The sequence below is a fragment of the Sphingobium sp. YBL2 genome (assembly GCF_000943805.1).
Classification (GTDB): Bacteria; Pseudomonadota; Alphaproteobacteria; order Sphingomonadales; family Sphingomonadaceae; genus Sphingobium; species Sphingobium fuliginis.
Genome location: NZ_CP010954.1, coordinates 3,052,776 through 3,078,085 on the forward strand (window position 1 = coordinate 3,052,776; position 25,310 = coordinate 3,078,085).

A 25,310-nucleotide genomic window follows, 5' to 3' on the forward strand; every position below is an offset into this window, starting at 1 on the left:
GAGGCGGCGCCCCGAACGGGCGAGCTTCGATGGGACCGGCTTTGGTGGGATAGGGCCATGACGGAGACGATCCTCGACCAGGCGATCGCCTGGCACCGCGCGCAGGATGACGCGGATTTCGACTGGGACGGCTTTACGCTGTGGCTGGAGGCCGATCCCGCGCATCGAACCGCGTTCGATTCCATTGCGCTGGTCGATGCCCGTATCGTCGAGCATCGTGCGACGCTGGCGGCGCTGGTGCCGCCGGTGGACATGCCGGGTCCGGCCATCGCGGCGGAGGCGCCGCGCCGGCGACGGCGGTGGGTGGGCGGTGGAGTCGCGGCGGCGCTCGCGCTTGCCGTCGCCATTCCCGCCTTGCGATCGCCCGCGCCGCAACCGGCGGACTATCGCACCGGGCCGGGGCAGGGGCGCACCATCCTGCTCAAGGACGGCTCCCGGATCGCGCTTGCCGCCTCCAGCCATTTGCGCGTGGAGGGCGCTGCGCAGGACCGGCTGGCGCTGGAGGGCAGCGCCCTGTTCGACATTCCTCACCGGCCCGGGCGGACGATGACGATCGAGGCGGGCGGGCAGCGGATCAGCGACATCGGCACGCGTTTCGACATATTGGCCGACGCCCGGACGATGCGGGTGGCCGTGGCGGAGGGCAGGATCAGCATCGCGCCGCGCGATGGCGGGGATGCGATCCCATTGCCGGCCGGGCGGCAACTGCTGGTCGATCGGCTGACGCATCGCGGCGCGACCAGCGCCGTATCGCCCGGCACCGTCGGCAGCTGGCGGCAGGGACGGCTGGTCTATGAGGCTGTGCCGCTCTCTCTGGTGGCGTCCGATCTCAGCCGCTATGCAGGGGTGCCTGTCAGGGTCGGGGCCGATGTTGCCGACCGGCCATTTTCCGGTGTGTTGATCGTGGGGGACGGATCGGGCCTTGTCGGGGAAGTCGCGCAGTTCATGGACCTTCGCACCGTGCATCAGGGCGGCGCTGTGCTGCTGCGCGCTGGCGCCCGCTAGCGTCGGGGCGCAGGAGCGGCCGATCCATGTCGAACCCGCGCCGCTGGCCGAGGCGCTGACGGCGCTGTCGCGGCAGACCGGGATAGCGATCGGCTTCGAAGGCCGCCTGCCCGGCCTTCGGTCGCGCCACGTCGACGGGCGGATGACGGTGGAGCAGGCGCTGGCGCGGATGCTGGAGGGAACGGGGCTGGAGGCGCGGCGTCTCTCCCCCACCGCCTATCGCCTGGTGCAAGCCGCGCCGCCGGCATCGCGCCGCGACCCCGTCCGGCCAGCGCCTCCGCTTCCGCCGGAGGGGTCGGTGGATATCATCGTCACCGGCACCAAGCGGGAGGAGCCTCTTGCCCGGCTGCCGATTTCGGTCGCGATCGTGCAGGCGCCCGGCGAGCAGGGCGGCGCGCTGCTTCCGGGCACAGAGGAGGTTGCGCAGCGGCTGGACGGCCTGACGCTCACCAATCTGGGACCGGGGCGCAATCGCCAGTTCATCCGCGGCGTGGCGGACAGTCCCTTCAACGGAAACAGCCAGTCGACCGTCGCCATCCTGATCAACGATGCGCGCGCCACCTATAATGCGCCCGATCCCGACCTGAAGCTGGTCGATGTCGAGCGCGTGGAACTTTTGAAGGGACCGCAGGGGTCGCTTTACGGCACCGGCACGCTGGGGGGCGTCTATCATATCGTCACGCGCCCGCCCGATGCGGGGTCGTTCGCGGCAATGGCGGGCATGGGCGCATCACTGGCCACCCACGGCGAAATGGGCGGCAGCGCGGAGGCGATGGTCAACCTGCCGGTCGTGGCGGACCGGCTGGCGTTGCGCGCCGTGGCCTATGCGGTCCGCGAGCCGGGATGGATCGACACGGCGGGCCGGGGGGATGCGAACCGGGGTGAGTTGCGCGGCGGGCGCGTGGCGTTGCGCGCGCTGGCGGGGGACTGGACCGTCGATCTCAACGGCATGGCCCAGATGCGGGACGTGGCCGACAGCCAATATGTCTATGCCCGCCATGCGTTGGAGCGGCCCGCCCAGCCTGCCGAGCCGCACGACAATGATTTTGCCCTGATGGCGCTGCGCGTCGCGGGAAAGCTGGGCGGCGCGAACCTGGTCTATGCCGGCAACTGGGTCGATCATGACGTATCGAGCACGCTGGATGCGAGCGATCTTTCCGCCTCCGCCTTCGGCATTGCTGCCCCGGCGCTTTATCTGGAGCAGCGCCGCAATCGCCTGTTCGACCAGGAAGTGCGTCTGTCGCAGACGCGGGATGACGGTCTGTCCTGGCTGGCGGGTCTCTCCTTCGTGGATGTGCGCAACCATCTTTCCGGCGTGGTCCGGGGGGTGCGGGATGAGACGGTCGGGACCGGCATACAGGGCGTGGTCGAATTTTCGGCTTTCGGCGACATGCGCATGCCGCTGACCGGGGCGCTGTCGCTCAGCGTCGGCGGCCGCCTGTTCCATTCCCGCATAGAGGAGGAGCAGGGCGCGCGCCACGCACGGATCGAGGCGTCGGTTGCGCGCAGCGGCTTTACGCCTTCGCTGGCCCTGTCCTGGCAGGCGGGCGTGCATGATTTCTTCTATGCGCGCTATGCCGGTGCGCTGCGGCCCGGAGGCCTTAGCCGGACCGGCGCCGCTTCGGCCGAGCGGTTCGAATCCGACGAGCTGCAGACGGTCGAGATGGGCTGGCGGCATTCGGCCTCCGCCTGGCTGACGGTCAATCTCGACGCCTTCCTGACGACATGGTCGCATATGCAGTCGGATTATCTGCTGGCCGACGGGTTGATCGGTACGCGCAATGTCGGCGATGCCCGCATCCGGGGGGTCGAGGCGTCGGTGGACTGGAAACCGGCGGCCGGATGGGCGATCAGCGCCGGGCTGGTCGGGCAGAGCGCGCTGTTGACCCGCACGAACGAGGGCTTGCGGCTGGAGGACCGGCATTTGCCTGTCGTTCCCGACTGGAAGGCGCGGCTGGGGGTGAACCGCCATTTCGATCTGTCCGGCTGGAGCGGCAGCATGGGCGTGAACCTTGCCTATCTCGGTCCTTCCCGTCTCAGTTTCGATCCGGGCCTCGACCGGCGGATGGGCGACTATGCGCTGGCGAATGCCGATCTGGCGCTGCGCCGGAAGGATTGGAGCATCCGGCTGTCGGGCAGCAATCTGCTGGACTGCAAGGCGGACAGCTTCGCCTTCGGCAATCCCTTCGCGCTCGCCAGGGGCACGCAATATACGCCGCTGCGGCCGCGGCAATGGGCGGTCGGGCTCACGAAAAACTGGTGACCGGCCTTCGCCCTGGAGCCAATCGGCATTCAGAAGATGACGAGCCGAGCCGAAGGCCACCGAAGGTAAAATGGTGGTTTTCCGTGACCCGGAGCGCAGCCTACTCAAAGTAGGTGAGCACCGGAAGCACGGAAAGGCGTCATTTGCAGGCCGTCAGGGCTGAATGTCGATTGGCTCTAGCGCATAGGTGGCGGTATAGCCGACATGGTCTGAAAGCATGGCGCCGTCCGCCCCATGGCCGAAGGGAATGTCGATCCGGCGCAGCGTCAGAGTCATCTGCCGGCCCGACGCGAAAAACTCCCAGTCGCGGGCGCGCCGTTCCGACAGGCGGGCATCGGCGGAGAAGGGCAGGTGCAACCCTTCGGCAGCGGCATAGGCATTGTCCATGGGCGTGCCGAAGCTCCAGTCCCGCGCCGCATGGTCCATAAGGTCGACGCGCCGCTCGACCGCCTGGCCTGCATTGAAATCGCCGCCGACGATCAGCGGGTCGTGAGGGTCGTGCCATTGGCGGATGAAGGCGGTGAGGCTGGCGATCTGAAGGCTGTGGGCATGGTTGGAGCGGGCATCCGGCACGTCGGAGGCGCGACGGCTGTTGAGATGCGTAGTGACTATATCGATCGGCCCGGGCTGGCCGGGAAGGCTGATCCGCACCAGCAGGGCGCCCTTGTTCGCCAGGCAGTCGAACCCGGCACAGGCGAAGCGCGGAAAGGCCATGCGGTGGACGGCGACGATGGGAAAGTCGGACAGGATCTGCAGGCCGCTGCCGACATATTTGCCGATGCCCTCGCCGTGGAGCGGGCTCTCGCCGGCGACGAAGCGCTGCTCCGTGACCGCCGGTCGCGCATCGTTCGTCGTCCGGTCGTCCGGGCCGTCCGCGACATAGGCATAGCCGGCCGCCCGTCCGATCGCCCTCGCATCGTCGGTAAAGGCTTCCTGCAACAGCACGACATGGGGATTGCGTCCCTCCGCGCGCATGTCGCGCAGCGTCGTTGCGATGCGGTCGAAATCGGCTTCGCGCCCCCAGGCCAGCGGCCAGGGCAGGCCATGGACATTATAGGTCATGACCGACAGGGCGCCATCGAAGCCGATGGGGACGGGCGGCGGCGGGAGGGCGCGCGTGTCAGCCGGAGGCGCCGCCGCGATCAGTGCGGCGACGGCGATCATGCGGAAAGTCCATGTCGGAATGCGCACAGCTTCTTCTCCTGTGGCGCAACGACGATGCCGGCAGAGCAACACCGCAGTTGTCGCCGGGCGAGAAAAATATTCATGCAGCAACTGCGGTCCTTGGCGGCGATGGCGTCTTCCCGATGAGGGCGAAAGGCGGATATGGCGCAAATTGTCACAGGCAGGTCATCACCCGGCATCATAGCGGCGCTCGATAGGCGCAGGCGTGCTGGGGGTGTGGACCTGTCATGAAACGACTTCTTCTTTCCCTTCATGATGTTGGTCCATGTTTCGAGGGTGAAGTCGATCGACTGCTGGATCGGCTTTCGATGCATGCCGCGCCCGGCGCGCTCGCGATGCTGGTGGTGCCCAATCATTGGGGCGCGCACCCGCTGTTGCCCGGATCGCCCTTCGCGACGCGGCTGCGTGGCTGGGCGGAGGCCGGCGTCAGCATGTTCGCCCATGGATGGTTCCACAGGGACATGGCGACCCATGACAATGCCCTGGATCGGTTCAAGGCGCGGCGCATGACCGCCGGGGAGGGCGAGTTTCTGGGTCTGGACGGGGCGACCGCTGCACGGCGGATGACTGACGGCCGCGATCTGATCGAACAGGTCACGGGCCTGCCGGTGGCGGGCTTCGTCGCGCCCGCCTGGCTTTACGGCAGCCCTGCGCGCGCCGCGCTTGGCCGGTGCGGATTCGCCTTGGCGGAGGATCATATGAAGGTGTGGCATCCGCCATCGGGCAGGATATTGGCCCGTGGACCGGTCATCACCTGGGCCAGCCGCAGCCGGGCGCGCATCGCATCCTCCCTGCTGGCGGCGCGGCTGTTGCCGCCTGTCCTGCGCCATGCGCCGGTCGCGCGGGTCGCGGTGCATCCGGGCGACGCGCATGTGCCCGCCCTGCTCGACAGCATCGACCGGGTGGTGCGGCGTCTGGGGCGGACCCACCGCCCGGCGCGCTATGGCGATCTGCTGGCTGGCTGAAATGCGTATCCTGACCTTCCTCCACAGTTTCGAGCCGGGCGGCGTCGAGCGGGTCGCGCTGCGGCTGGTGTGCCGCTGGCGGGACCAGGGCATCGACGCGCCACTGTTCCTGGGACGCGGCGATGGCGCGATGGGCGCTGAACTGGGCCGTGACCTTGACCCTCATGTGCCGCGCGGGCCGGGCTTTTCCGTTGCCGGGTTCGAGACCCTGTGGATGATTATGACATTGCCGGGCTTCATCCGCCGGACGCGGCCGGACGCGATGTTCTGCGCGGGCAACAGCTATGCGGTGGTCGCCGTGGCGATGAAGCTGCTGCTGGGACGCCGTTGCCCGCCCGTCCTGGCGAAGATCAGCAATGACCTGGAGCGGCGGGACATGGTCTGGCCGGTGCGTACCGCCTACCGGCTGTGGCTGCGCATCCAGGGGCGGTTCATCGATCATTTCGTCGCCATGGCGCCGGGGCTGGAGCGCGAGATTGCCGCGCTCGTCCGGCCGGGGGCCGGGGCGATCAGCATCATCCCCGATCCGGCGCTGTCGCTGGACCAGATCGACCGGCTGCGCGCCGTCCGGCGGAAGAGGGCGGGCAAGGGGCGCTGGTTCGTCGCCATCGGCCGGCTGGCGCGACAGAAGAATTTCGGGTTGATGCTGGACGCCTTCGCGCGGGCCGCGGGCCCCGACGATCGTCTGCTGATCTTCGGCGAGGGCCCGGAACGCGGCAGGCTCGCCGCGCGGTCCCGCCGGCTTGGCATTGCCGGCCGCCTTTGCTTCATGGGCCATGTTCCCGATCCCGCCCTGAGGATCGGGCAGGCCGACGCCTTCCTCCTCTCGTCCGATTATGAAGGAGTTCCCGCCGTGGTGCTGGAAGCGCTGGCGGTCGGCCTGCCGGTCATCGCGACGGAGTGCAGCGCCGCGATGCGGTCCTTGTTGGGCGACGGCGCGTTGGGGAGGCTGGTGCCGGCAGGTGATCTTGCCGCCTTCGCAAGGGTCCTGGCCGACGCGCCGGGGCTCCAGCATGCCGCCGCCAGTCTGGCCCAGGCGCGGCGCTTCACGCTGGAGGCGGCTGCCCCCGCCTATCTGGACAGCTTCGCCCGAATTGCCGCGCGACCGACTGAGGCGTTCCTCGTTGCGTGTCGTCAACCCATCCCGTCCACAATGACGAGCCCCTTATGACCGGCAACAGCTCCACCGGCCTGCTTCCTCCCCCCGTCGTGCCGCTCGAGCCGCCGGTGCTCGACCCCAAGCCGCTGATCCAGTCGGGCCGCAACTGGACCCGCTGGGCCGGGCCGCTGGTGTCGGTGCTGATCCTGGTCGTCGCGCTGCACCAGTTCCATGGAATCGACCCGTCCAGCCTGTGGGCGATGCTGCCCGGCAGCATCGCCTTCTGGGCGGCGTTCGCACTTTACTATCTGGCCGGGCCGCTTTCCGAATGGGTGATCTTCCGCCGGCTCTGGGCGATCCCGGCGGACGGCTTCGCAGCGCTGCTGCGCAAGCTGGTCAGCAACGAGATACTGCTCGGCTATCTCGGCGAAGTCTATTTCTACGCCTGGGCGCGGCGCAGCGGGAAGATCACGACCGCGCCGTTCGGCGCGATCAAGGATGTGACGATCCTTTCCGCGCTGGTCGGCAACGGCGTCACATTGGTCATGGTCGCCTTCGCCGTGCCGCTGCTGGGGGCGGTGGACGCGCGGCTCAACAGTTGGGAAGTGGGCGGGTCGATCCTGTTCGTGCTGGCGACATCGCTGGTGGCGATGCTGCTGCGCAGGCGGCTGTTCACCCTGCCGCGCGCGGAATTGCGGGTCGTTGCGGGCATCCATCTGGCCCGCATCGTCGCGACCACGGTGCTGGCGGCGATGATGTGGCACATGCTGCTGCCCGACATCGAACTCAGCTGGTGGATCCTGCTCGGCACGCTGCGCCAACTGGTATCCCGCCTGCCCTTCCTGCCGAACAAGGATGTGGTGTTCGCAGGCATGGCCGCCTTCCTGATCGGGCGCGACAGCGAGATCGTGTCGGCGATGGCGTTGATGGCCTCGCTCATCCTGGTGGCGCATCTGCTGGTCGGCATGGCGCTGGGCGCGACGGGCCTCATGAAGGAGAGCGAGGTGCAATGATCGCGACGCTGCTGCTCGCCGCCGCCATCCCCTCCACCCACGACCTTGGCAAGGCGGAGGGCCAGTGCCGGGTGGATGAAAAGGGCCCGGCCTTTCTGGTCGACGTCAACGGCCTCAAGGACCGCAAGGGACGGCTGAAGCTGGAACTGTACCCCGCGGACGACGCGGACTTCCTGGCCGACGACAATCTGCTGGTCGCGGCCGGCAAGCCCTTCCGCCGGGTGGAGGTGGCGGTCCCGGCCACCGGGCCCGTGCAGCTCTGCATCCGCGCGCCCGGTCCCGGCACCTATGCGCTCAGCCTGCTGCACGACCGCGACGCCAACCGCCGCTTCTCGCTTTCGGTCGACGGGATCGGCTTTCCCGGCAATCCGAAGCTGGGCTGGTCCAGACCGTCCGCCGCCGCCGCCAGGGCGGTCGTCGGCAGCGGCCCCGCCCATATCGGCATCATCGTCAATTATCGCCGGGGGCTGCTGTCCTTCGGCCCGGTGGAGAAATAGGCCATGCGCATCGTCGACGTCTGCGCCTTCTACGCGCCCAGCGGCGGCGGGGTGAAAACCTATGTCGAGCGCAAGCTGCGCGCCGGGGCGCTGGCCGGGCATGAGGTCATCATCCTCGCGCCGTCCGACAGCGATCGGGTGGTGGAGGCGGGCGGCGGCAGGATCGTCATGCTGCCCGCGCGCCGCTTTCCGCTGGACCGGCGCTATTCCTATTTCGACGACGAAGCGTCGCTCCATGCCATGCTCGACCGGTTGCAGCCCGATCTGGTCGAGGCATCCTCGCCCTGGGCCAGCGCGGCGATGGTGGCGCGGTGGCGGGGCGGCGCGCCGCGCGCGCTCATCATGCACGCCGATCCGCTGTCGGCCTATGCCTATCGCTGGTTCGGATCGGTGCTGAGCCGCGAGGCGATCGACCGGGGGTTCGACTGGTTCTGGCGCCACCTGCGCCGGCTGGACGAGCGGTTCGATCTGGTGGTCAGCGCCAGCGACAGCCTGTCGCGCCGGCTGGAGGCGGGACGGCTCCGGCGGGTGATGACGCTGCCCATGGGCGTCGAGCCGGGGCATTTCAGCCCCGCGCATCGGCATGAGGGGCTGCGCGCCCGCCTGCTGGAGCGCTGCGGGCTGGGGCCGGAGGCGACGCTGCTGCTGGGTGTTGGCCGTCACGCCCCGGAAAAGCGCTGGCCGATGGTAATCGATGCGGTGACGTCGGCGGGCTTTTCGACGCCGGTCGGTCTGGTGCTGGTCGGTGACGGGCGGGAGAGAGGGCGGGTGCGCCGGGCGTCGGCCCATAATCCGCACATCCAGCTGCTGGCGCCGATGCATTCCCGCCCGGCGCTGGCCGAACTGCTCGCCAGCGCCGACGCGCTTGTCCATGGCTGCGAGGCGGAGACCTTCTGCATGGTCGCGGCCGAAGCGCGCGCCAGCGGCCTGCCGGTCATCGTGCCCGACGAAGGCGGCGCGTCCGATCAGGCGCGCAGCGGCGGCGGACTGCTCTATCGCGCGGGACAGGCGGACAGTCTGGCCGGCGTGATCGCGAAATTCGCGCGCGCCGATGCGGTGGCGCGGCGCCGGGCGGCGCTGGAGTCTGCGCCGGCCGTCATGACCATGGACGACCATTTCGACCGGCTGTTTGCGGCCTATGACGATATTGCAGGGGCACGACGCCATGTTGCTTGACCGACGCATCACCCGCCCCCTGCGTCCGCACATTCCCTTTCCGGCCTTTCGGAAATCGCCGCAGGATGCGGTGGAGGTCCATCCCTGCGGCCTGCGCCATAGATCGACTTGCGAGTGCTGGTCGTTCGTGGCCGCCATTCTTTGGTGGTTGTTGCGTGCCGATCGGCAACATGGGAAGCGGCCGGGACAACCCTGACCGCGGCGTCAGGTCGCGCGGAAGCCAATTCCTGACATTCAAATAAAGATAATCGGTCTTCTTCGATATTTCGAAAGTTATATATCCATCCCGCAAATTGTGATCGGAAGTGAATATAATCTCCTTTGCATCGGAAACAGTAAACACTGCTAACGTTTCTCTAACCTTTCCTGCTCCAATATTGGTTCAGATCAATAGGTGTCGAAATCACCGGAGGGGGAAACGTCATGCGCAAATATTGTGCGTTGTTCCTTTTGGGTCTCTTGCCGAATGCGGCGATGGCAACGGATGCCACAACGACGATGGGCGTGTCAGCCACGGTATTGAACGTCTGCCTGGTGTCGGCGACGAACATGGCGTTTGGCAGCTATGATCCGACATCGGCGTCTCCGACCGATGCGACCAGCACGATCAATGTCACCTGCACGCCGGGCACATTGTTCAACATAGGATTGAACGCCGGAAGCGCCGTCGGAGCGACGGTATCGACCCGAAAGATGCTGAGCGGCGCCAATCCGCTCGGCTACGCGCTCTACAGCAATTCGGGACGCAGCACGAACTGGGGCAACTCGGTGGGGTCGGACACGGTCGCCCAGACCGCGTCGACGATCCTGCCGGCGGCGTTCACCGTTTATGGCCGCATCCCCGCCCAGCAGAGCGTGGCCGCCGGCAGCTACACCGACACGGTGACGATCACCGTCAGCTACTGAAGGCAGGTCCGGTCATGACAATCAGGCGGCATGGCGCAGGAACCGGACGGGTTCTGGCGGTGATGGTCAGCGCCCTGTTCTGGGGGATCGCGCCGTCGGCGAATGCGGGCGCGCTGCGCATCCTGCCGGTGCGGATCGAAATGGCGGCCGAGAAACAGTTTTGCAGCCTGACCATCGCCAATGATGACAAGGCGCCCGCGACTGTCCAGGTCAGGGGTTTTGGCTGGCGCAAGGATGCGAACGGCATCGACCTGCTGGACCCGGACGGGGGGCCGGTCGTCAATCCCTCCATTCTCAGCATTCCCGGCGGGTCGAGCCGGCTGGTCCGGTGCAGCCTGCCGGCGCGCAGCGGGTCGCGTGAAGAGAGCTACCGCCTGATCATCGATGAATTGCCGATGGCGACGGTTGCTCCCGGTACCGTGCGGACGTTGCTTCGCATCAGCATGCCGATATTCCGCGCGCCGTCCGGCGCGGCGCCCCTGCTTCGCTGGTCGGTCGGAAAGGGTGCGGATGGACGGCGGACGCTCATTCTGTTCAACCAGGGCGACCGGCATGTCCAGGTCACGGCGATCGACATGACGCCTGCCGGGGCTGGCGGGAAAGTCACGCGGCTCGACCGTGGTTTCTACCTGCTGGCGGGCGGGCGCATCGACCTGCCGCTTGAATCCCCGGATAGCGATGCGATCAGCGGAGTGCAGGTGGAGACGGCCACTGGCCCACTCGCCGCGTCAACCGCCGTCGCCGAGCGGTGAGGGTGGATGATCGATGCCGCTCGCTGCTGCATTGTCCGGCGCAGGGCGGGCCGGCTGGCGGCCGGGCAGGGCATCGGTCCTGCTATGGCTGTCGCTGGCGCAACCGGCGGCGGCGTCCGATCTTCCGTTGGCACTCGCCGTTCCGGTGGCGGTCGAGCCGGACGGCAGTCCGCGCCCCATGCCCGTGGGAGTCGTCATCAATGGCCAGCCGCTTGAAGAGACGGGCCTTGTCGTGCTGAGCGCGGGCCGCCTGTTCGTCCGGCAGGACATGCTGAGCCAATGGGGTTTGCGGTTGCCCGCGCCGCTTCGGCAAATGGAGGTGAGCGGCTGCGACTATGCCTTGCTGGACGGGCTGCCCGGCCTTTCGGTGAAACTCGACGGTTCGGGCGGAACCCTGCTGATCGACGCCGGGCCGTCCTTCTTCCCGACCGCCCATATCGGCCCGGAACAGCGCGGCGGGCCGGTGATGGAAGCGGTGCCGGTGCAATTTGCCGGCTATGATCTGTCGGTCGCGCGCTGGGGCGGCGGCTGGGCCGCTTCCGCCCTGCTGGATGCCGGGATGTCGGGCGGCTGGGGCGTCGCCGGCATCACCGCCCTGGTGCAGCAGGGCGGCGGCGGGCCGGGGGCGGTTCGTCTCGACAGCAATGTCATCCGCGATTTTCAGGATCGGCGTTTGCGGCTGGTCCTGGGCGACACATTGACGCGCGGCGCCGACTGGAACCGGCCGGTCCGGTTCGCCGGGGTGAGGCTGGGGACCGATTTCTCGTTGACGCCGGAAGCCGTCACCTATCCGGTGCCCCGGCTTTCCGGCTCCGCCGCCTTGCCCTCGGTCGTGGACCTTGCGGCGGCCAGCAGCCGCCAGAGCATGGCGGTTCAGCCCGGCGATTTCAAAATCGATTATCAGCCCGTCTTTACCGGCGCGGGCGAAGTGACGATGACGATCAGGGACGCCAATGGCGCCGCCCGCACCGTCACGCAAAGCTTCTACACCAGTCCGCGGCTGTTGCGGGAAGGGCTGGACGATTTTTCGCTGGAGGCAGGGTTTTTGCGCAGGGACTTCGGTGCGCGCAGCTTTTCCTATGGGGCTCCCTTCGCCGCCGGTTTCTGGCGGCATGGGCTGGGCGACGGCCTGACGCTTTCCGGCCGTATGGAGGCAAGCGAGGATGGGCAGATGGCCGGGCTGGGATTTGGCGCGCTTCTGTCTTCCTGGGGCGAAATATCGTTGGCGGCGGCGGGGTCGCATGGCCGTTCGGGTGATGGTTTCCTGTGGCGCGCGCAGGTGCAGCGGATCACGGCCCGCTATTCCGTGACCGCCAGCTACATGCAGGAAGATGCGCATTTCACGCAGGTCGGGGAGGATGATCCAGTGCCCGCCGGCCGCCGGGAATGGGTCGTGGCGGGAAGCCTGGCCCTTGGCGGGCGTGGCACCGTCAATGCCCATTATCTCGACAGTGAGGGCGGCGAAGGCGACCGTTTCTCCACCGGCTCCCTTTCCTATGCGGCCAGCCTGGGGGCGGCCTGGGTCACGCTGGGCGCGCGGCGGACGCGCTTTTCGGACAGCCGGACCAACGGCCTTTTCGGATCGCTGACCCTTCCCCTCGGCGCGCGGTCGAGCGCGGGCCTGTTCGTGGAGGGAGGCCGCACCGCCGCCAGCTTCAGCCAGAACCCGCCGCCGGACGCGGGGTGGGGCTATCGCTTCCTGGCGTCGCGTCAGGCGGATGCGCCGGTACAGATGGAAGGCGGCGTGACATGGCGCACGGCGGCCGGCGATGTCGATCTGTCGGCGTCGCGCATGGGGGAAATGGAAGGGATGCGGTTCCAGGCCCGCGGGGCGTTGCTGCGGGTAGGGGGGCGGATCATCGCGACACCGCAGCTCGATTACGCCTTTGCCGTGGTGGATGTGGCCGCCGATCAGGACGTGACGGTCTTCTTCGAAAACCGGCCGGTCGCGCGCAAGGCGGAACCGGGCAGGCCCGCGATCGTCACGGGGTTGCAGCCCTATGCGGCCAACCGGATCGCGATCGACCTGGATGCCCTGCCGATCGACACCGTCGTGACATCGGCGGAGCAGGTCGCGGTTCCGGGATACCGGCAGGCGGTGAGGATCGGTTTTGGGGGTGCGGCCGCTCACCCCGTCACCTTGCGGCTGGTCGACGGCGGCGGCGCGGCCATTGCGGAAGGACTGACCGTCACCATGGAGGGAGCGGCACCCGGCATTTCCGGACATGGCGGCGAAGTGTATCTGGCCGACGCGCATGAAGGGCAGGAAATCCTGCTGACCGGCCCGGCGGTCGCCTGCCGCGCGATCGTCCCGGCCCTGCCGGGCAACGCCGGTGCGGCACGGATGGGGCCGGTACGCTGTGTGCCGGATCGGGAGGGGAAGCGATGAAAGCTGCGGGATTCGTTCTGGCCGCGCTGGCCGGCATGGGGCTGGCGACGCCGGCATGGGGCTGCACCCTGTGCAGTTGTTCGGCGTCGACGACGGGGATCGGCTTTGGCGGCTACGATCCCACTTCGCCCGCGCCCAAGGACGCCGCGGGCAGCGTGACGCTCAGTTGCACGGGCCTGGTCTCGCTGGCGGGGACCATCGACATCGCGATCAGCCCGGGCTCGTCGGGCGATGCGCTGGCGCGCCAGATGACGCAGGGTGGCGCACGGCTCAACTACAACCTCTATACAAATGCCAGCCGCACGACCGTCTGGGGAACCGGATCGTCGGGGACCGGCACGGTCACCGCCTCGTTGAACGGGCTGCTGTCCTTCAGCCAGACCGTGTCCGTCTATGGCCGCATCGCGGCGGGACAATGGCCGCAGGCGGGGGCCTATGCCGACAGCCTGATCGTCACCATCAGCTACTGATGCCGACCGGCTTCGTTCCCATCATGAAGACGCCGCCCGCCTGCCCGTCGGCGGACAAGAGCGGCGCGGCATTGACCCAGACGGTCTGGCCGTCGGGACGGCCGCCCACCAATGCCGCCGCCATGCCGAACGGTTTCCCCACGGTCAGCAACTCTTCCACGGCATCGCTGATCGTGCCGCGGTTGGAAGCCCCGAACAGGGTCGCAAATCGGGTGCCGACGATCCGGCTCTTCTCCGTCCCGACCAGCTCCGCGAGCGCGGGCGAAATATCGGTGACGATGGCCCGGACATTGAAGGTTCCGCGGGCCAGTCCGGGCAGCCGGTCGATCAGATCCTCATAGGCGGCGATCCGCGCATCCTGGGCGCGCAGGGTCACGCGATCCGCGATTTCGTCGGCAAGCACGGCAAAACCGCCCGGAAAGGCCGCAGCCTGGACGCGATGGACGAGCGGCGGCGGCCCGGCGGCGTTCTGCTCGAACGCTTCCGGAATGCCCGTGTCGCGCACGCGTTCAAGCGCCCGCAACAGGGAATGGGAGTCGGAGCCCGCCAGCATCTGCGCCAGGGGGACTCCCAGCACCTGCTTCTCGCTGACGCCAAAGCGGCGGCGGGCGGCCAGATTGATTCGGGAGAGTTTAAGATCCCGATCCGTCAGGATCACCTGCGTGGGGATCATGTCCAGCAGGATGTCCAGTTGCGTTTCCGGATGATCCGGTCCGCTGGAGCATTGCCGGCCACTGGCCAGACGCTGGAACAGGTCCGTCGCAAGGAGCGTCAGGCCGACATGGCCATGGTTCATGATATGGATGGGTTCGCCCATTGCCTGTCGGGAATGCACGGCGAAATGCCGAATCAGCGCCGTGGCCGTGACGACCTGACCGGGCGGTAAATCATCCACCGGCTTGCTCCCCTTTTCCCATCATCCCGTCAGTGTCCGCATAATGCGTACAATATCGGGCCTGTCATTAAAACGGAATCGTAACGAGTGCGCTGCCGCCGATCAAATGCTTCCTCAACCCATTGTGTTGCCGGACGAATATGGACGGGGTCGGGGAAGGGAAAAATCCGGCGGGCCGTGCCGATACATATATTGCGTAAAATTCCCTGTCTTCGCCTTCGCGCGCCCTTAGCCGTGGCGCTTCCATCTTCCGTCCGGGGACGTGGGATGCCGGGCTTGCGCTACCGCTGGACGGGCGCGTGGGGGGCACCCGTTCAGGGGACGGATCCATGAGGCGCGACGCATCGCGATATTCATCCGGGACTGCCGGAATAGCGAACCCGGCGAAGGGGCGAGGCAGGAAGGCCATGCGATGGCTGACGGGCGCTTTGCTGCTGGCAGGCGCGGGGTCGGGCGTGACCGCCCGAGCCAATGTGGTCAGCGCCTGCTCCGGCGTCAGCCTTCCCAAATCGGTGCTGACGCAGACCATCGGCGATGTCATCACGCCCGTTCTGGCGCCGGTGGAATCGACGCTGAGCATCCTGACCTTCGGATCGGTCGACCTCGGCATCAACGCCGCATTGTCCAATGCGGCGTCGGGCGCGCCGATCAATCTGAATGTGCTCGACATCAACGGCAATGCCGTCGACCTGCTCTCCGACCCGAGTTGCGAAACGACCTCCGACAGTTTCAGCCTTCTTACGCCCAGGGGCATTTCCTTTGGCGGCAACAAGATCACCGGTCTGGGTACGCCGGGTCTTGAAGCCAGCGCGGGCGAGCTGGATGCCATCGCCATCGGCAACCTCGCCAGCACGGCCACGGGCGCCTATGAGGCGGTGGCGATCGGCGCGGGGGCATCTGCCACCCACATGCGCAGCGTGGCATTGGGTGCGGGATCGGTCGCCAACGGCCTCAGCCTGAACCTGCCCGCCTATCTGGTCGGCGGCACTGCCAGCGCGGAGGTGAATATCGGCGGCCGCCGCCTGACCGGGCTCGCGGCCGGGGCGAATCCGACCGACGGCGTCAATGTCGCGCAATTGCAGGCCGTCAACGACGCGCTGGGCACCCTGGCCGGCAACGCGGTGCAATATGACGGCAGCGCGCGGTCGATGGTCACGCTGCAGGGCGCGACCGGCACCGGCATCACCAACCTTAGCGCGGGAGCGGTGAACGCCACCAGCACCGATGCGGTCAACGGCTCGCAATTGCAGGCGACGAACGACCTTGTGGCCCAGAACAGCGCGGCCATCGTCCAGCTAGGCTATGATCTTGCGATATTGAACGATCTGGCCGTCAAATATCAGGATGGGACGAAATCCTCCATCCTCCTCGGCGGCGCAGGCGGCACGGCCATCACCAATCTGGCCGCCGGCACCACGAGCAGCGACGCGGTCAACCTGTCGCAGTTGAGCAGTTCGGGGAGCGGCAGCGGCAGCGGCGGTGGCGGTGCGGCGCAGGACGCGCTGCCCTATGATCCGGCGATCCAGGCCTATAATGCCGCGCGCGGCGGCGTCGACCAGAAGATCGGCGGCGTTGCCGCAGGCGAACTGAGCGCGGCATCGGCCGAGGCGGTCAATGGCGCGCAACTCTACGCGACCAATGTGCAACTGGCCTATAATGTGACCGCCATCGCCGACCTTCAGGAAGCAAGGGCAGGGTATCTCCAGGTCAACAACAGCTCCGGCCATGCCAAGCCCGTTGCGAGCGGCGCGGACACGCTGGCCGCGGGGGCAGGCGCCGTGGCGTCCGGCAGCGGCAGCCTGGCGCTGGGCACGCAGGCGCAGGCGATTGCGCCGGGCAGCGTCGCGCTTGGCTATGCTTCTGTCGCCGACCGGGCCAATACGGTGTCGGTCGGCAGCGCTGGGGCGGAGCGGCAGATCACCCATGTCGCCGACGGCATCGCGCCGACCGACGCGGTCAATCTGCGCCAGCTGCAAGGCGGAATGGGGCAGGCGGTGGATGCCGCCAACGCCTATACGGATGTGCGCTTCAATCTGTTCGACAGCGGCCTGCGCAATTTGCGCCGCGATGCGGAGGGCGGCATCGCTGCGTCCATGGCGATGGCTGGCATACCGCAATTTTCCGAGGCCGGCGGCGGCACCCTGGGCCTGGGCGTCAGCACGTGGCAGGGCGAACATGCGGTCGCCATGGGAATATCGAAGGTGTCGGATAATGGCCGTTTCATCATGCGGGCGTCCGCAACCTATAACAGCCGCAATCAGGGAGGCGCCAATGCCGGCATGGGCATCGCGTTCTGAAAGGCGCCGGTATCTGGCCCTGCTGGCACTGGTCCTGTGTCCGTCGCCCGCGGCGGCGGCCGAGCCGGACTTTCTGCCGGACATCGCGCCCTTGTCGGATTTCCCCGATCCCGGTCGCGCCACCCGCCGCGAGGGTGTGTTTCTGTTGCCCCAGACGCCGCGCCTGTTAACGCCCGGCATGACCAAGCGGCAGGTCTATGCCTTGCTGGGCGTGCCCCATTTCCATGAGGGTTTGATCGGTGAGCGGCGCTGGAACTATATCCTTGATTTCTATACCGGTTCTGGAACGGAATATCGGATTTGCCGCCTGCAATTGCATTGGGACCGCAGGATGCGCCTCGAAAAAATGGCCTGGAGCGACAAGGCGTGCCGGGACATGGTCTACGCGCCGCCGCAACCGCTGGCCAGCGATCCGCAAGGCCCGGTTACGGTGCGGAAGCTGCCGACGCTCACGGTCTATTTCGATTTCGACAAGGCCGATGTGCGCGAAGACGCGCATCGCGAACTGACCGCATTCCTACAGGGGAATGAGCGAAGCATCCAAAAGCTGTCGGTGACGGGTTTTACCGACAGCGCGGGACCGGATGCCTATAATGACCGGCTGAGCCTGATGCGGGCGGATGCCGTGGCCAGGGATTTGGTGGCGATGGGGGTGCCCCTGTCGAACCTCCAGGTCTCCGGAGCGGGGGAGCGCACGCTCGCGCACCGGTCCGAGGGAGGCGCTGCCGATCCTCTCAACCGGCGGGTGCTGGTCCGCATGATGTCGAATGACGAATGATGATAAATCCCTGCGCTTCGCAGCCGGATCGCTGGCATGTCCGGCAAAGCCGGTGCGCGGGAGCGAGGGTCGCTGCGTCCCGCCGAAAAGCTAGAGCCATCGACATTCAGCCCTGACGGCCTGCAAATGACGCTTTTCCGTGCTTCCGGTGCTCACCTACTTTGAGTAGGCTGCGCTCCGGGTCACGGAAAACCACCATTTTACCTTCGGTGGCCTTCGGCTCGGCTCGTCATCTTTCTGAATGTCGATTGGCTCTAGGCGTCAGTTGGGCCTCGCGCCGATTTCAGGGTGACGGGACGCAGGCTTTCCTTGTCCTCCGGAGCGACGGTTGCATGAATGTCGGGCCGGTAATGTTCGTCCGCGCGTTGCGATCCGTCGGGATGTTCGGGACCTTCCAGATCGACCGGGCGATGTCCCACTTCGCCGGGGGCGTCGGCCCGTTGCCGATGCGCTGCGGTCTGTCCATCATGCTCCGCTGCTGAATCCCGGTTTCCTGTAACGGGCGTGGACCAGGTTGGGCGTCCGCCTTTCAAGAGTTGCCGCCCGGCCAAGGCCGCGACGCCGAGCAATGCCAAAGTCCTCAACATGACAGGTCTCCTTCGTGATGAAGGAACGCGGCGGAGGAGATAGGTTTCCCATGGCGTTCGATGCCCTTTGTTCGATCCGGCGCTCAGGCCGGGTCGTCATCGTGCAAGGGAATGATGTGATCTGCCGGGTTCATGGAAAAGAAGACATGTTCTTCCCACAGGCGCAGAAGGTCGGCGGCGCGGCCGCTTTGCTGGGCGTTCAGCAATGCCGTCAGCAATTCCTCATGCATGACCGCCTGGTCCTGCAAGACACGGCCGTGCAAATCCTCGACCGAGAGCATGGCGAACCGAATTTGATCTCTCAGTTGGTCGTAGCGTGAGATCAATCGCGGAAGTCCGGTGAGCCGGACCAGCGTCATATGGAATTCGATGTCCAGCGCGGAGATGGTTTCCACATCGGAATTGGCCTGCGCCGCCCGCATTCCATCCACCACGGCGGCTAGCGGACCGAGATCGGTCTTGCGCTGCACGAGGATGCGAATGGCCAATATCTCGTCAGCCGCCCGAAGCGCGGCCAGTTCGGGCATGTCGCCCGGCGCGGACGGAGCAACGACATAGGATCGATTATGCGCCTTCACGATCAGTCCGGATTGTTCGAGCAACCGAAGCGCTTCGCGCACGGGGGCGCGGCTGACGGCCATCCTCGTCGCGAGCACGGACTCCCGCAACGGTTGCCCGGCGAGGAATTCCCCTGACAGCAGCTTTTCCCTGATCTGGGCATATACCTCGCTGACGATCGAGCTGGTTCGAACCGCGGTGAAATTCATGTCATCAGTGCTCGCGCGTGCCATTGCCGTTCCACCGCCTTTATGACGATTTCCATCCGATCGTCTCACATTGAGGTGCTGGCTGTAAGATAAGGTCCTTGTCCTGTTCAAGGTCGAACGGCCAGCCAGGCCCTGGCCTGACGATGGACGGATCATTGTCATGTCATATGCTTGCATATCGAATCGGGGAAATTGGGGCTGAAATCCCTCAGCTATGCTTTTCCGGCTTGCGACGCCGCCCGGCTCGGAATCAGCGCTCTTTGATAGTAATTTATTGAAGTAAAATGATATTATCGGATGTTTCGGATTTCGTCTTCTCAGCATTTGAAAAAGCAAAAAACTGTCGACAGTCTACAGTTAATAAGATATGCATGCGTACAAATATAAACAGGAGGGGCGAGTTGGAGAAATCTCCGGTCGATCTCGCGGCGCGGCATATTCTGCCTACGCTGGCGCTGTGCGTTTTCGTGAATATCGTCGATCGCACCAATGTGGGCATCGCCGCCCTCAACATGCGCGCGGATATCGGCCTGTCGGCATCGGCTTACGGGATGGGGGCGGGCCTCTTCTACATCGGCTTCTTCTTCGCCGGCGTACCCGCCAACCTGCTGCTCGCCCGAATAGGCGCGCGCCGGTGGATCGCGGCCCTGCTGGTCGCCTGGGGCCTTATCGCGATTGCCACCGGGTTCATATCCGATGCCGGAAGCTTCTATGCGGTTCGTCTGGCCCTGGGCATTGCTGAAGCGGGGTTCGTGCCTGCCATCGTCTATTATCTCGCGCAATGGTTCGACCGGCGCGCAATGTCGAAGGTCATGGGGCTGATGATCGCGATGATGCCAGCGTCGCTGGCGATTGGCGCGCCGCTGACCACGGGTCTCCTGATGGCGGTGGATTGGCGCTGGCTGTTCATCATCGAAGGCGCGCCGGCGTTTCTCGTCGCCATTCTGGTGCTGAAATCGCTGCCCGAGCGCATCGACGACGCGCCCTGGCTTTCCGACGATCAGAAAAAGGCCCTGTCCGCCCGGCTGATGGCGGACGGCGCCCGTCGTCAGGCCGGGTCCTGGCGGGACGCATTGACGCATCCCCAGGTGCTCCTGCTCAGCCTGCAATATTTCTGCATAGGGCTGAGCAGCCAGGCCATCATCTTCTGGTTCCCCCAGATCATCCGGTCGACCGGCATGTCGACGCTCGAGTCCGGGTTGTTCAGCACGGTGCCATGGGTGCTTGCGGCACTGCTCACGCCGCTCTGGGCCTGGCATTCAGCCTCGACCAACGAGCGTTACTGGCACGCCATACTGCCCTGCTTGGCGTCGGGAGCGATCACGATCGCCGGCGCGCTGCTCCTTGACGACAGCGCGCTTTCCGGGTTGTGGCTGCTGTCGCTGGGCGTTGCGCTGAGTTCGATGGCGTCGGCATCCTATTGGGCCATTCCGCGGGTCCATGTCTTTGGCGCGGCAGCCGCAGCAGCGGGTGCGCTCACCAATTCTTTTGGCAATCTTGCCGGTTTCGTGGCGCCGGTCGCCGTCGGCATTTCAAAGGATATGACCGGCGAATTCAGGCTGGTGCTCATCCTGCTGGCCATGCCCGCCTTCCTCGCGGCCCTGTGTTCCACCTTTGCCGGCCGAATGGCCGACCCGGTGGACCGGCGTTCGATCCCATGAGGCTGCACCGCATGCGCGATCGATTGAGGCAGGGCGGTCTGATCGGCATGTTCATCTCCCTGCCTGCTCCTTCGCTGGTCGAATCCCTGGGCGGCATCGGCTTCGATGCGCTGGTGCTCGACGCCGAACATGCCGCGTTCGGCATTGCGGAGCTTGAGGCGCTGATCCGCGCCGCCGACGTCGCCGGTCTGCCCGCGCTGGTCCGCGTGGCGGCCATCGGTCCGGACATCGGCAGAGCCCTGGACCTGGGGGCCGCGGGCGTCATCGTGCCGCGCGTGGAAAGCGTCGCCCAGGCCGAAAGGATCGTCGCTGAAGTCCGTTTCCCGCCGGACGGCGCGCGGGGCGCTGGGGCAGTCCGCGCATGCGATTATGGGGCTTCGCTGCAGCCATATCTGGAACAGGCAAATGATCATCTGGCCGCGATCGTTCAGATCGAGACACTGGCCGGACTGGACATGGTGGAGCAGATCGCCGCTGTTCCGGGCATCGATGGCCTGTGTATGGGACCGTTCGACCTTGCCGTGTCGATCGGCCATCCGGTGGGGTCGCCGGCGCATGCCGCCGCGATGGACCGGATCTGCCGCGCGGCGCGCGATGCAGCCATTGCCGGCATCGCCGTGTGCGCCACCGCCCGGCAGGTCCAGCATGCCCGCGATGCCGGAGCAAAGCTGGCGATCTTCGGCATGGATCGGATGTTCGCGCTTCAGGCGGCCGCGGCGGCTGCCGCTTCCATCAAGGCTAAACCCGGATAGACGCACCGAAAAAGACGCGGCCTTGCCCGCGACGAATATCAACAAGGGGAGGTATCATGACAAAAAATACGATCCACCGGACAATATTGGTCTGCGCCAGCCTGATCGCCATGCCGGCCATGGCGCAGGGGACGACCGAGGCGGGGCAAGAGGGGGCAAGCCTTGCCGACATCGTCGTCACGGCGCAACGCCGGTCGGAAAATCTGCAGAACGTCCCGATCTCGGTAACGGCCATCACGTCGGAATAGGCGATCAAGCTGGGCATCACCCAGCCGGACGTGATCGCTCAGATGGTTCCCGGCCTGCAACTGAACCACTCCGCCTGGGGCCTTACGCCGTTTCTTCGCGGGGTGGGCACCAATTCGGTCGCCATCGGCAATGAGCCTGCGGTGGCGCTGTTCGTGGACGACGTTTATCTGCCGACCGGTTCGGCTGGTGTCTTCCAGCTCAATTCGATCAGCTCGATCGAGGTTCTCAAGGGCCCTCAGGGCACCTTGTTCGGGCGGAATGCGACGGGCGGCGTGATCCACATCCGCACCAGAGACCCAAGCTTCGACCCCTCCGCCAGCGCGACCGCCAGCTATGGAAATTACGACACGATCTCTGGCCAGCTCTATGGATCGACCGGTCTTACCGACACCGTCGCGATCAATTTCGCCCTGCAGGGCATCGACCAGCGCGAGGGCTGGGGCGTCAACGGCACGACAGGGAACGAAGCCAACAGCATGTTGGGCTGGGGAGGGCGCGCCAAGCTGCTCTGGAACATGGGCGAAGAGACGTCGCTGCTGGTCGCGGGCAGCTATGACCGGCGCAGTTCCGATCAGGGGCAGCCGGGGCGCTCGATTGCAGGAACCTTTACGCGGGACGGTTACAGCGCGGATGCGGCGGGGCTGGGATTCTACGACGTCATGTCCAATCTCGACACCGTGCAAAAGTCGACCACCCGGTCCCTGAGCGGCAAGTTGACGCATGATTTCGGATCTGCGCGGCTCGTGCTGATAAGCGCATTCAGCAAGACCGTCGTCGATCCCGTGGTCAGCGACAGCGACGGATCGCCCAGCCCCTTCTTCCAGACGCGCGAATTCGCCATGGGCGGGCGCACGTTCACGCAGGAAGTGCAACTGCTCTCGCCCGAAGGCTCTGCGGTCAAATGGATTTTGGGCGCCTTCTACCTGCATGACCGGTCCTTCATGGACGCGACCTATGAGGGGCAGGCGTTCGGCACCTCCAAATCGCATACCGACGCGGTTCAGCGGACCAATTCGATCGCCGGCTTCGGGCAGGTGACAACGGAAATCCTGCCGAGGACCAACCTGACGCTGGGCTTGCGCTATACTTCGGACCGCCGGTCGCTCGATGCCGTTGCCCGATTGCTGCCCGCCACGGGCGCGGCTGTCTCATTCGGCCCGTTCGAGGATGCAAAGACATTCAACAGCGTGACCGGCCGGGCTTCGATCGATCATCATTTCTCCGACGATCTCATGGGCTATATTGCGTATAATCGGGGCTTCAAATCGGGCATATATAATTTTACCGGCATCGTCGCGGGCACGACCACTCTGCCCCCGCCGGTAAATCCGGAGACGCTGGATGCCTATACGATAGGTCTCAAGTCCGAATTCCTCAATCGCCGCCTGCGCGTGAATGCTGAAGCCTTCCTCTATGAATATTCAGACCTTCAGGTGCAGATCGTCCTGCCGACGGGAACGACCCTCACCAATGCGAGCAAGGCCACCATCAAGGGGATCGACTTCGAAATATCCGCGATCCCGGTCCGCAATCTGACGGTCAGCGCCTCCATCGGATTGCTGGACGGGCGGTACAAGGATTTCCGGAATGCCCCTTCCTTCTTCCTGCTGCCGCCGAACGCGCCCACGCCCTATGATCCCGCCAGATGTAGTGGACCCAATCCCTATCCCGCGGTCCAGGGTTCCGCCCCGGCGACGCAACGAAGCTGCGACGTATCGGGCAACAGGCTGATCCAGGCTCCGCCCTTCTCCAGCAATCTTCAGCTTCTCTATACGCTGCCGACCGACCTTGGGGATTTCGACCTGTCGGCATCCTGGGCGCATGGCGGCAATTATGAATATGACGTCTTCAGCAGTCCGCTGACGCGCCAGCCCAGGACGGACATCGTCAATGGATCGGTCCAGTGGACCGCGCCGGGCGGCACTTTCAACGTGCGGTTGTGGGCGAACAACCTGACGGGCGAGAAATATTACACCATCGCCACGACCGGGTCGACGGCCGGCGCCAAATATGCGGCCGCCGCACCCCGCACCTATGGCGTCACGCTGGGCGCGAACTTTTGAGGTCGAGGCGGCTTGCGGGGCAAGTTCCCGGAAGCCGCCCCTGGCGCAGTCCAGGGAAATATTCGCTGAAAGGAAGCCAGTTCTCGTGATGGATCATAGGGAAGAACTTCGATCCATCGTCGGCAGGGCCCATTGCTTTGCCGGGGATGAAATCGACCAGCGCTATCGAACGGACCTGCTTGGCCTCTACACCTGCTCTCCATCCTGCGTCGTCCGCCCGGGAAGCACGGGGGAGGTGGCGCAGGTGATGGAGGCGGCGCGCAAGGCACGCATCGCGGTCACCGTTCTGGGCGGCGGAACGGGGGGCGTCGGCGGCACGGCCTGCACGGATGGCGGCATCATCCTGTCGCTCGAACGGATGAACAGGGTCCTTGAGATCGACGAGGATGTCATGACCATCACCGCCGAAGCCGGCGTCACTCTCCAGTCCTTGCAGGAGGCGGCCGCCGGCAAGGGCCTGCTGATGCCGCTGGACATCGGATCGCGCGGCAGCGCGACGATCGGCGGCAACATAGCGACCAATGCGGGCGGCCTCAGAACCCTGCGCTGGGGCATGATGCGCGATATGGTGCTGGGGCTGGAAGCGGTCCTTGCCGATGGCACGGTGGTGTCGAGATTGGGCAAGGTGCTGAAGGACAATGCCGGCTATGACTGGAAGCATCTCTTCATCGGCAGCGAGGGCACGCTGGCCATCGTCACCCAGGCGGTCCTGCGGCTGCGGCCGCTTCCCACGACGGCGCAGACCGCCCTGTTGGCGTTCGATACGGTCGAGCAGGCAAGCCGGCTGCTTCGCCGGTTGCAACGGGATCTGGACGGGCGGCTGTCCAGCTTCGAACTGATGTGGAGGGATTTTTTCAACGTCATCGGCCAGGCGCAATCGGCCCGCCGTCCCTTGCCCATGTCGCCGGAATATCGGCTATATGCGATAGTCGAAGCGCTGGGTTCTCACCCGGAGCGCGATCGGCAGGTGTTCGAGGAAGTCCTGTCGGCCATATTCGACGGCGGGCTCGTCCATGATGTCGTCATTGCCCAATCGGAGCGTGAAAGGCAGAATATCTGGGCCTTGCGGGAAGATCTGCTCGAACCGCTGGCGGCCCTCTCCCCTTTTGCGGGCTTCGACATCAGTCTTTCGCTGCTCGATATGGACCGGTTCATCGAACAGACCGATGCGAAAATGGGCGAGATGCTGCCGGGCGCCGTGGTCCTGCACTATGGACATGGCGGCGACGGCAACATGCACCTGATCGTGAGCCACCCCGCCTTGCATGATCCGCAGGTCATGCATGCGACCGAATGCCTGGTCTATGACGCCATCCGTCAATATCGCGGTTCGATAGCCGCCGAACATGGCATCGGGCAGGCCAAGCTGGAATTTCTCGATCGATCGCGCTCCCGGGAGGAAATCGCGTTGATGCGGTCGCTCAAACAGGCTCTCGACCCGCTGAACCTGCTGAACCCCGGCAAGGTTTTTCCTGCCGCCGGATAAGGCCGGGCAGGTCGGCCCGGCGGCCTTCCGGCGCGGGCATGGGGACGATGCGGTC

Annotated in this window: 23 protein-coding genes; 18 read left to right on the top strand and 5 right to left on the bottom strand. The window is 66.0% G+C overall.

All coding sequences use genetic code 11. The features are described 5' to 3' along the window. Nucleotides 1–57 precede the first annotated feature (57 nt). Nucleotides 58–1,005: a FecR family protein gene (locus tag TZ53_RS14095; protein ID WP_044661693.1), complete on the top strand. Its 948-nt coding sequence runs from the start codon at nucleotides 58–60 to the stop codon at nucleotides 1,003–1,005. Then, nucleotides 923–3,268, top strand: coding sequence for a TonB-dependent receptor domain-containing protein (locus TZ53_RS14100; RefSeq protein WP_052628211.1), 2,346 nt, complete (start codon nucleotides 923–925; stop codon nucleotides 3,266–3,268). The genes TZ53_RS14095 and TZ53_RS14100 overlap by 83 nt, the downstream gene beginning before the upstream one ends. A gap of 153 nt (nucleotides 3,269–3,421) precedes the next feature. Here TZ53_RS14100 and TZ53_RS14105 read toward each other — a convergent pair whose 3' ends face one another. After that, entirely contained in the window at nucleotides 3,422–4,432 is a 1,011-nt protein-coding gene (locus tag TZ53_RS14105) for an endonuclease/exonuclease/phosphatase family protein (RefSeq protein WP_044661694.1), read from the bottom strand. After that, on the bottom strand, nucleotides 4,429–4,767 hold the full coding sequence (locus TZ53_RS27180; RefSeq protein WP_165363317.1) for a hypothetical protein: 339 nt from the start codon (nucleotides 4,765–4,767) through the stop codon (nucleotides 4,429–4,431). Before TZ53_RS27180 ends, TZ53_RS14105 begins: the two co-directional genes overlap by 4 nt. Here TZ53_RS27180 and TZ53_RS14110 point away from each other — a divergent pair. From TZ53_RS14110 to TZ53_RS14150, 9 genes are all read left to right on the top strand, one after another. Beyond that, on the top strand, nucleotides 4,681–5,418 hold the full coding sequence (locus TZ53_RS14110; protein WP_044661695.1) for a polysaccharide deacetylase family protein: 738 nt from the start codon (nucleotides 4,681–4,683) through the stop codon (nucleotides 5,416–5,418). The two genes, TZ53_RS27180 and TZ53_RS14110, sit on opposite strands and share 87 nt — an antisense overlap. 1 nt (nucleotide 5,419) lies before the next feature. Next, nucleotides 5,420–6,589: a glycosyltransferase gene (locus TZ53_RS14115; RefSeq protein ID WP_044663052.1), complete on the top strand. Its 1,170-nt coding sequence runs from the start codon at nucleotides 5,420–5,422 to the stop codon at nucleotides 6,587–6,589. After that, complete coding sequence (locus TZ53_RS14120; protein WP_044661696.1) at nucleotides 6,586–7,530, top strand: hypothetical protein; 945 nt, start codon at nucleotides 6,586–6,588, stop codon at nucleotides 7,528–7,530. The genes TZ53_RS14115 and TZ53_RS14120 overlap by 4 nt, the downstream gene beginning before the upstream one ends. Beyond that, complete coding sequence (locus TZ53_RS14125) at nucleotides 7,527–8,027, top strand: DUF2141 domain-containing protein (RefSeq protein WP_044661697.1); 501 nt, start codon at nucleotides 7,527–7,529, stop codon at nucleotides 8,025–8,027. The genes TZ53_RS14120 and TZ53_RS14125 overlap by 4 nt, the downstream gene beginning before the upstream one ends. A gap of 3 nt (nucleotides 8,028–8,030) precedes the next feature. Beyond that, nucleotides 8,031–9,203: a glycosyltransferase gene (locus TZ53_RS14130; protein ID WP_044661698.1), complete on the top strand. Its 1,173-nt coding sequence runs from the start codon at nucleotides 8,031–8,033 to the stop codon at nucleotides 9,201–9,203. Nucleotides 9,204–9,677: 474 nt separating this feature from the next. Then, nucleotides 9,678–10,109, top strand: a complete 432-nt coding sequence (locus tag TZ53_RS14135) for a Csu type fimbrial protein (protein ID WP_226869815.1) — start codon at nucleotides 9,678–9,680, stop codon at nucleotides 10,107–10,109. 14 nt (nucleotides 10,110–10,123) lie between these two features. Then, entirely contained in the window at nucleotides 10,124–10,861 is a 738-nt protein-coding gene (locus TZ53_RS14140) for a fimbrial biogenesis chaperone (RefSeq protein ID WP_083199139.1), read from the top strand. A gap of 13 nt (nucleotides 10,862–10,874) precedes the next feature. Next, nucleotides 10,875–13,250: a fimbria/pilus outer membrane usher protein gene (locus tag TZ53_RS14145; RefSeq protein WP_052628213.1), complete on the top strand. Its 2,376-nt coding sequence runs from the start codon at nucleotides 10,875–10,877 to the stop codon at nucleotides 13,248–13,250. Then, nucleotides 13,247–13,720: a Csu type fimbrial protein gene (locus TZ53_RS14150; protein ID WP_025547243.1), complete on the top strand. Its 474-nt coding sequence runs from the start codon at nucleotides 13,247–13,249 to the stop codon at nucleotides 13,718–13,720. Before TZ53_RS14145 ends, TZ53_RS14150 begins: the two co-directional genes overlap by 4 nt. Here TZ53_RS14150 and TZ53_RS14155 read toward each other — a convergent pair. Beyond that, nucleotides 13,710–14,615 (bottom strand): PAS domain-containing protein, encoded by a 906-nt coding sequence (locus TZ53_RS14155; protein WP_044661700.1) that lies wholly within the window; start codon nucleotides 14,613–14,615, stop codon nucleotides 13,710–13,712. The two genes, TZ53_RS14150 and TZ53_RS14155, sit on opposite strands and share 11 nt — an antisense overlap. 407 nt (nucleotides 14,616–15,022) lie before the next feature. Between TZ53_RS14155 and TZ53_RS14160 the strand changes: the two genes are divergently transcribed. Next, complete coding sequence (locus TZ53_RS14160; RefSeq protein ID WP_044661701.1) at nucleotides 15,023–16,912, top strand: YadA family autotransporter adhesin; 1,890 nt, start codon at nucleotides 15,023–15,025, stop codon at nucleotides 16,910–16,912. Then, nucleotides 16,887–17,690, top strand: coding sequence for an OmpA family protein (locus tag TZ53_RS14165; RefSeq protein ID WP_044661702.1), 804 nt, complete (start codon nucleotides 16,887–16,889; stop codon nucleotides 17,688–17,690). The genes TZ53_RS14160 and TZ53_RS14165 overlap by 26 nt, the downstream gene beginning before the upstream one ends. A 254-nt stretch (nucleotides 17,691–17,944) precedes the next feature. On the opposite strand, the gene TZ53_RS26850 is transcribed toward TZ53_RS14165, so the two are convergent. Beyond that, nucleotides 17,945–18,277, bottom strand: coding sequence for a hypothetical protein (locus tag TZ53_RS26850; protein ID WP_130029846.1), 333 nt, complete (start codon nucleotides 18,275–18,277; stop codon nucleotides 17,945–17,947). An 83-nt stretch (nucleotides 18,278–18,360) separates the two neighbouring features. Further along, a complete protein-coding gene (locus TZ53_RS14170; protein WP_083199136.1) occupies nucleotides 18,361–19,368 on the bottom strand; it encodes a GntR family transcriptional regulator in 1,008 nt (335 codons plus the stop codon). A gap of 77 nt (nucleotides 19,369–19,445) precedes the next feature. On the opposite strand from TZ53_RS14170, the gene TZ53_RS14175 reads away from it, so the two are divergent. The 5 genes from TZ53_RS14175 to TZ53_RS14190 all read left to right on the top strand — a co-directional run bounded on the left by TZ53_RS14175 (nucleotide 19,446) and on the right by TZ53_RS14190 (nucleotide 25,255). Beyond that, nucleotides 19,446–20,705 (top strand): MFS transporter, encoded by a 1,260-nt coding sequence (locus TZ53_RS14175; RefSeq protein WP_044661704.1) that lies wholly within the window; start codon nucleotides 19,446–19,448, stop codon nucleotides 20,703–20,705. Nucleotides 20,706–20,716: 11 nt separating this feature from the next. Beyond that, on the top strand, nucleotides 20,717–21,457 hold the full coding sequence (locus tag TZ53_RS14180) for an HpcH/HpaI aldolase family protein (RefSeq protein ID WP_065846807.1): 741 nt from the start codon (nucleotides 20,717–20,719) through the stop codon (nucleotides 21,455–21,457). Nucleotides 21,458–21,513: 56 nt separating this feature from the next. Beyond that, nucleotides 21,514–21,705 carry a hypothetical protein gene (locus TZ53_RS26855; protein WP_157009824.1) on the top strand — a complete coding sequence of 64 codons (192 nt, stop codon included), beginning with the start codon at nucleotides 21,514–21,516 and terminating at the stop codon, nucleotides 21,703–21,705. A 30-nt stretch (nucleotides 21,706–21,735) separates the two neighbouring features. Continuing rightward, entirely contained in the window at nucleotides 21,736–23,769 is a 2,034-nt protein-coding gene (locus TZ53_RS14185; protein WP_157009825.1) for a TonB-dependent receptor, read from the top strand. Between the two features lie 88 nt (nucleotides 23,770–23,857). Continuing rightward, a complete protein-coding gene (locus TZ53_RS14190; RefSeq protein WP_044661706.1) occupies nucleotides 23,858–25,255 on the top strand; it encodes an FAD-binding oxidoreductase in 1,398 nt (465 codons plus the stop codon). Nucleotides 25,256–25,310: the final 55 nt, after the last annotated feature.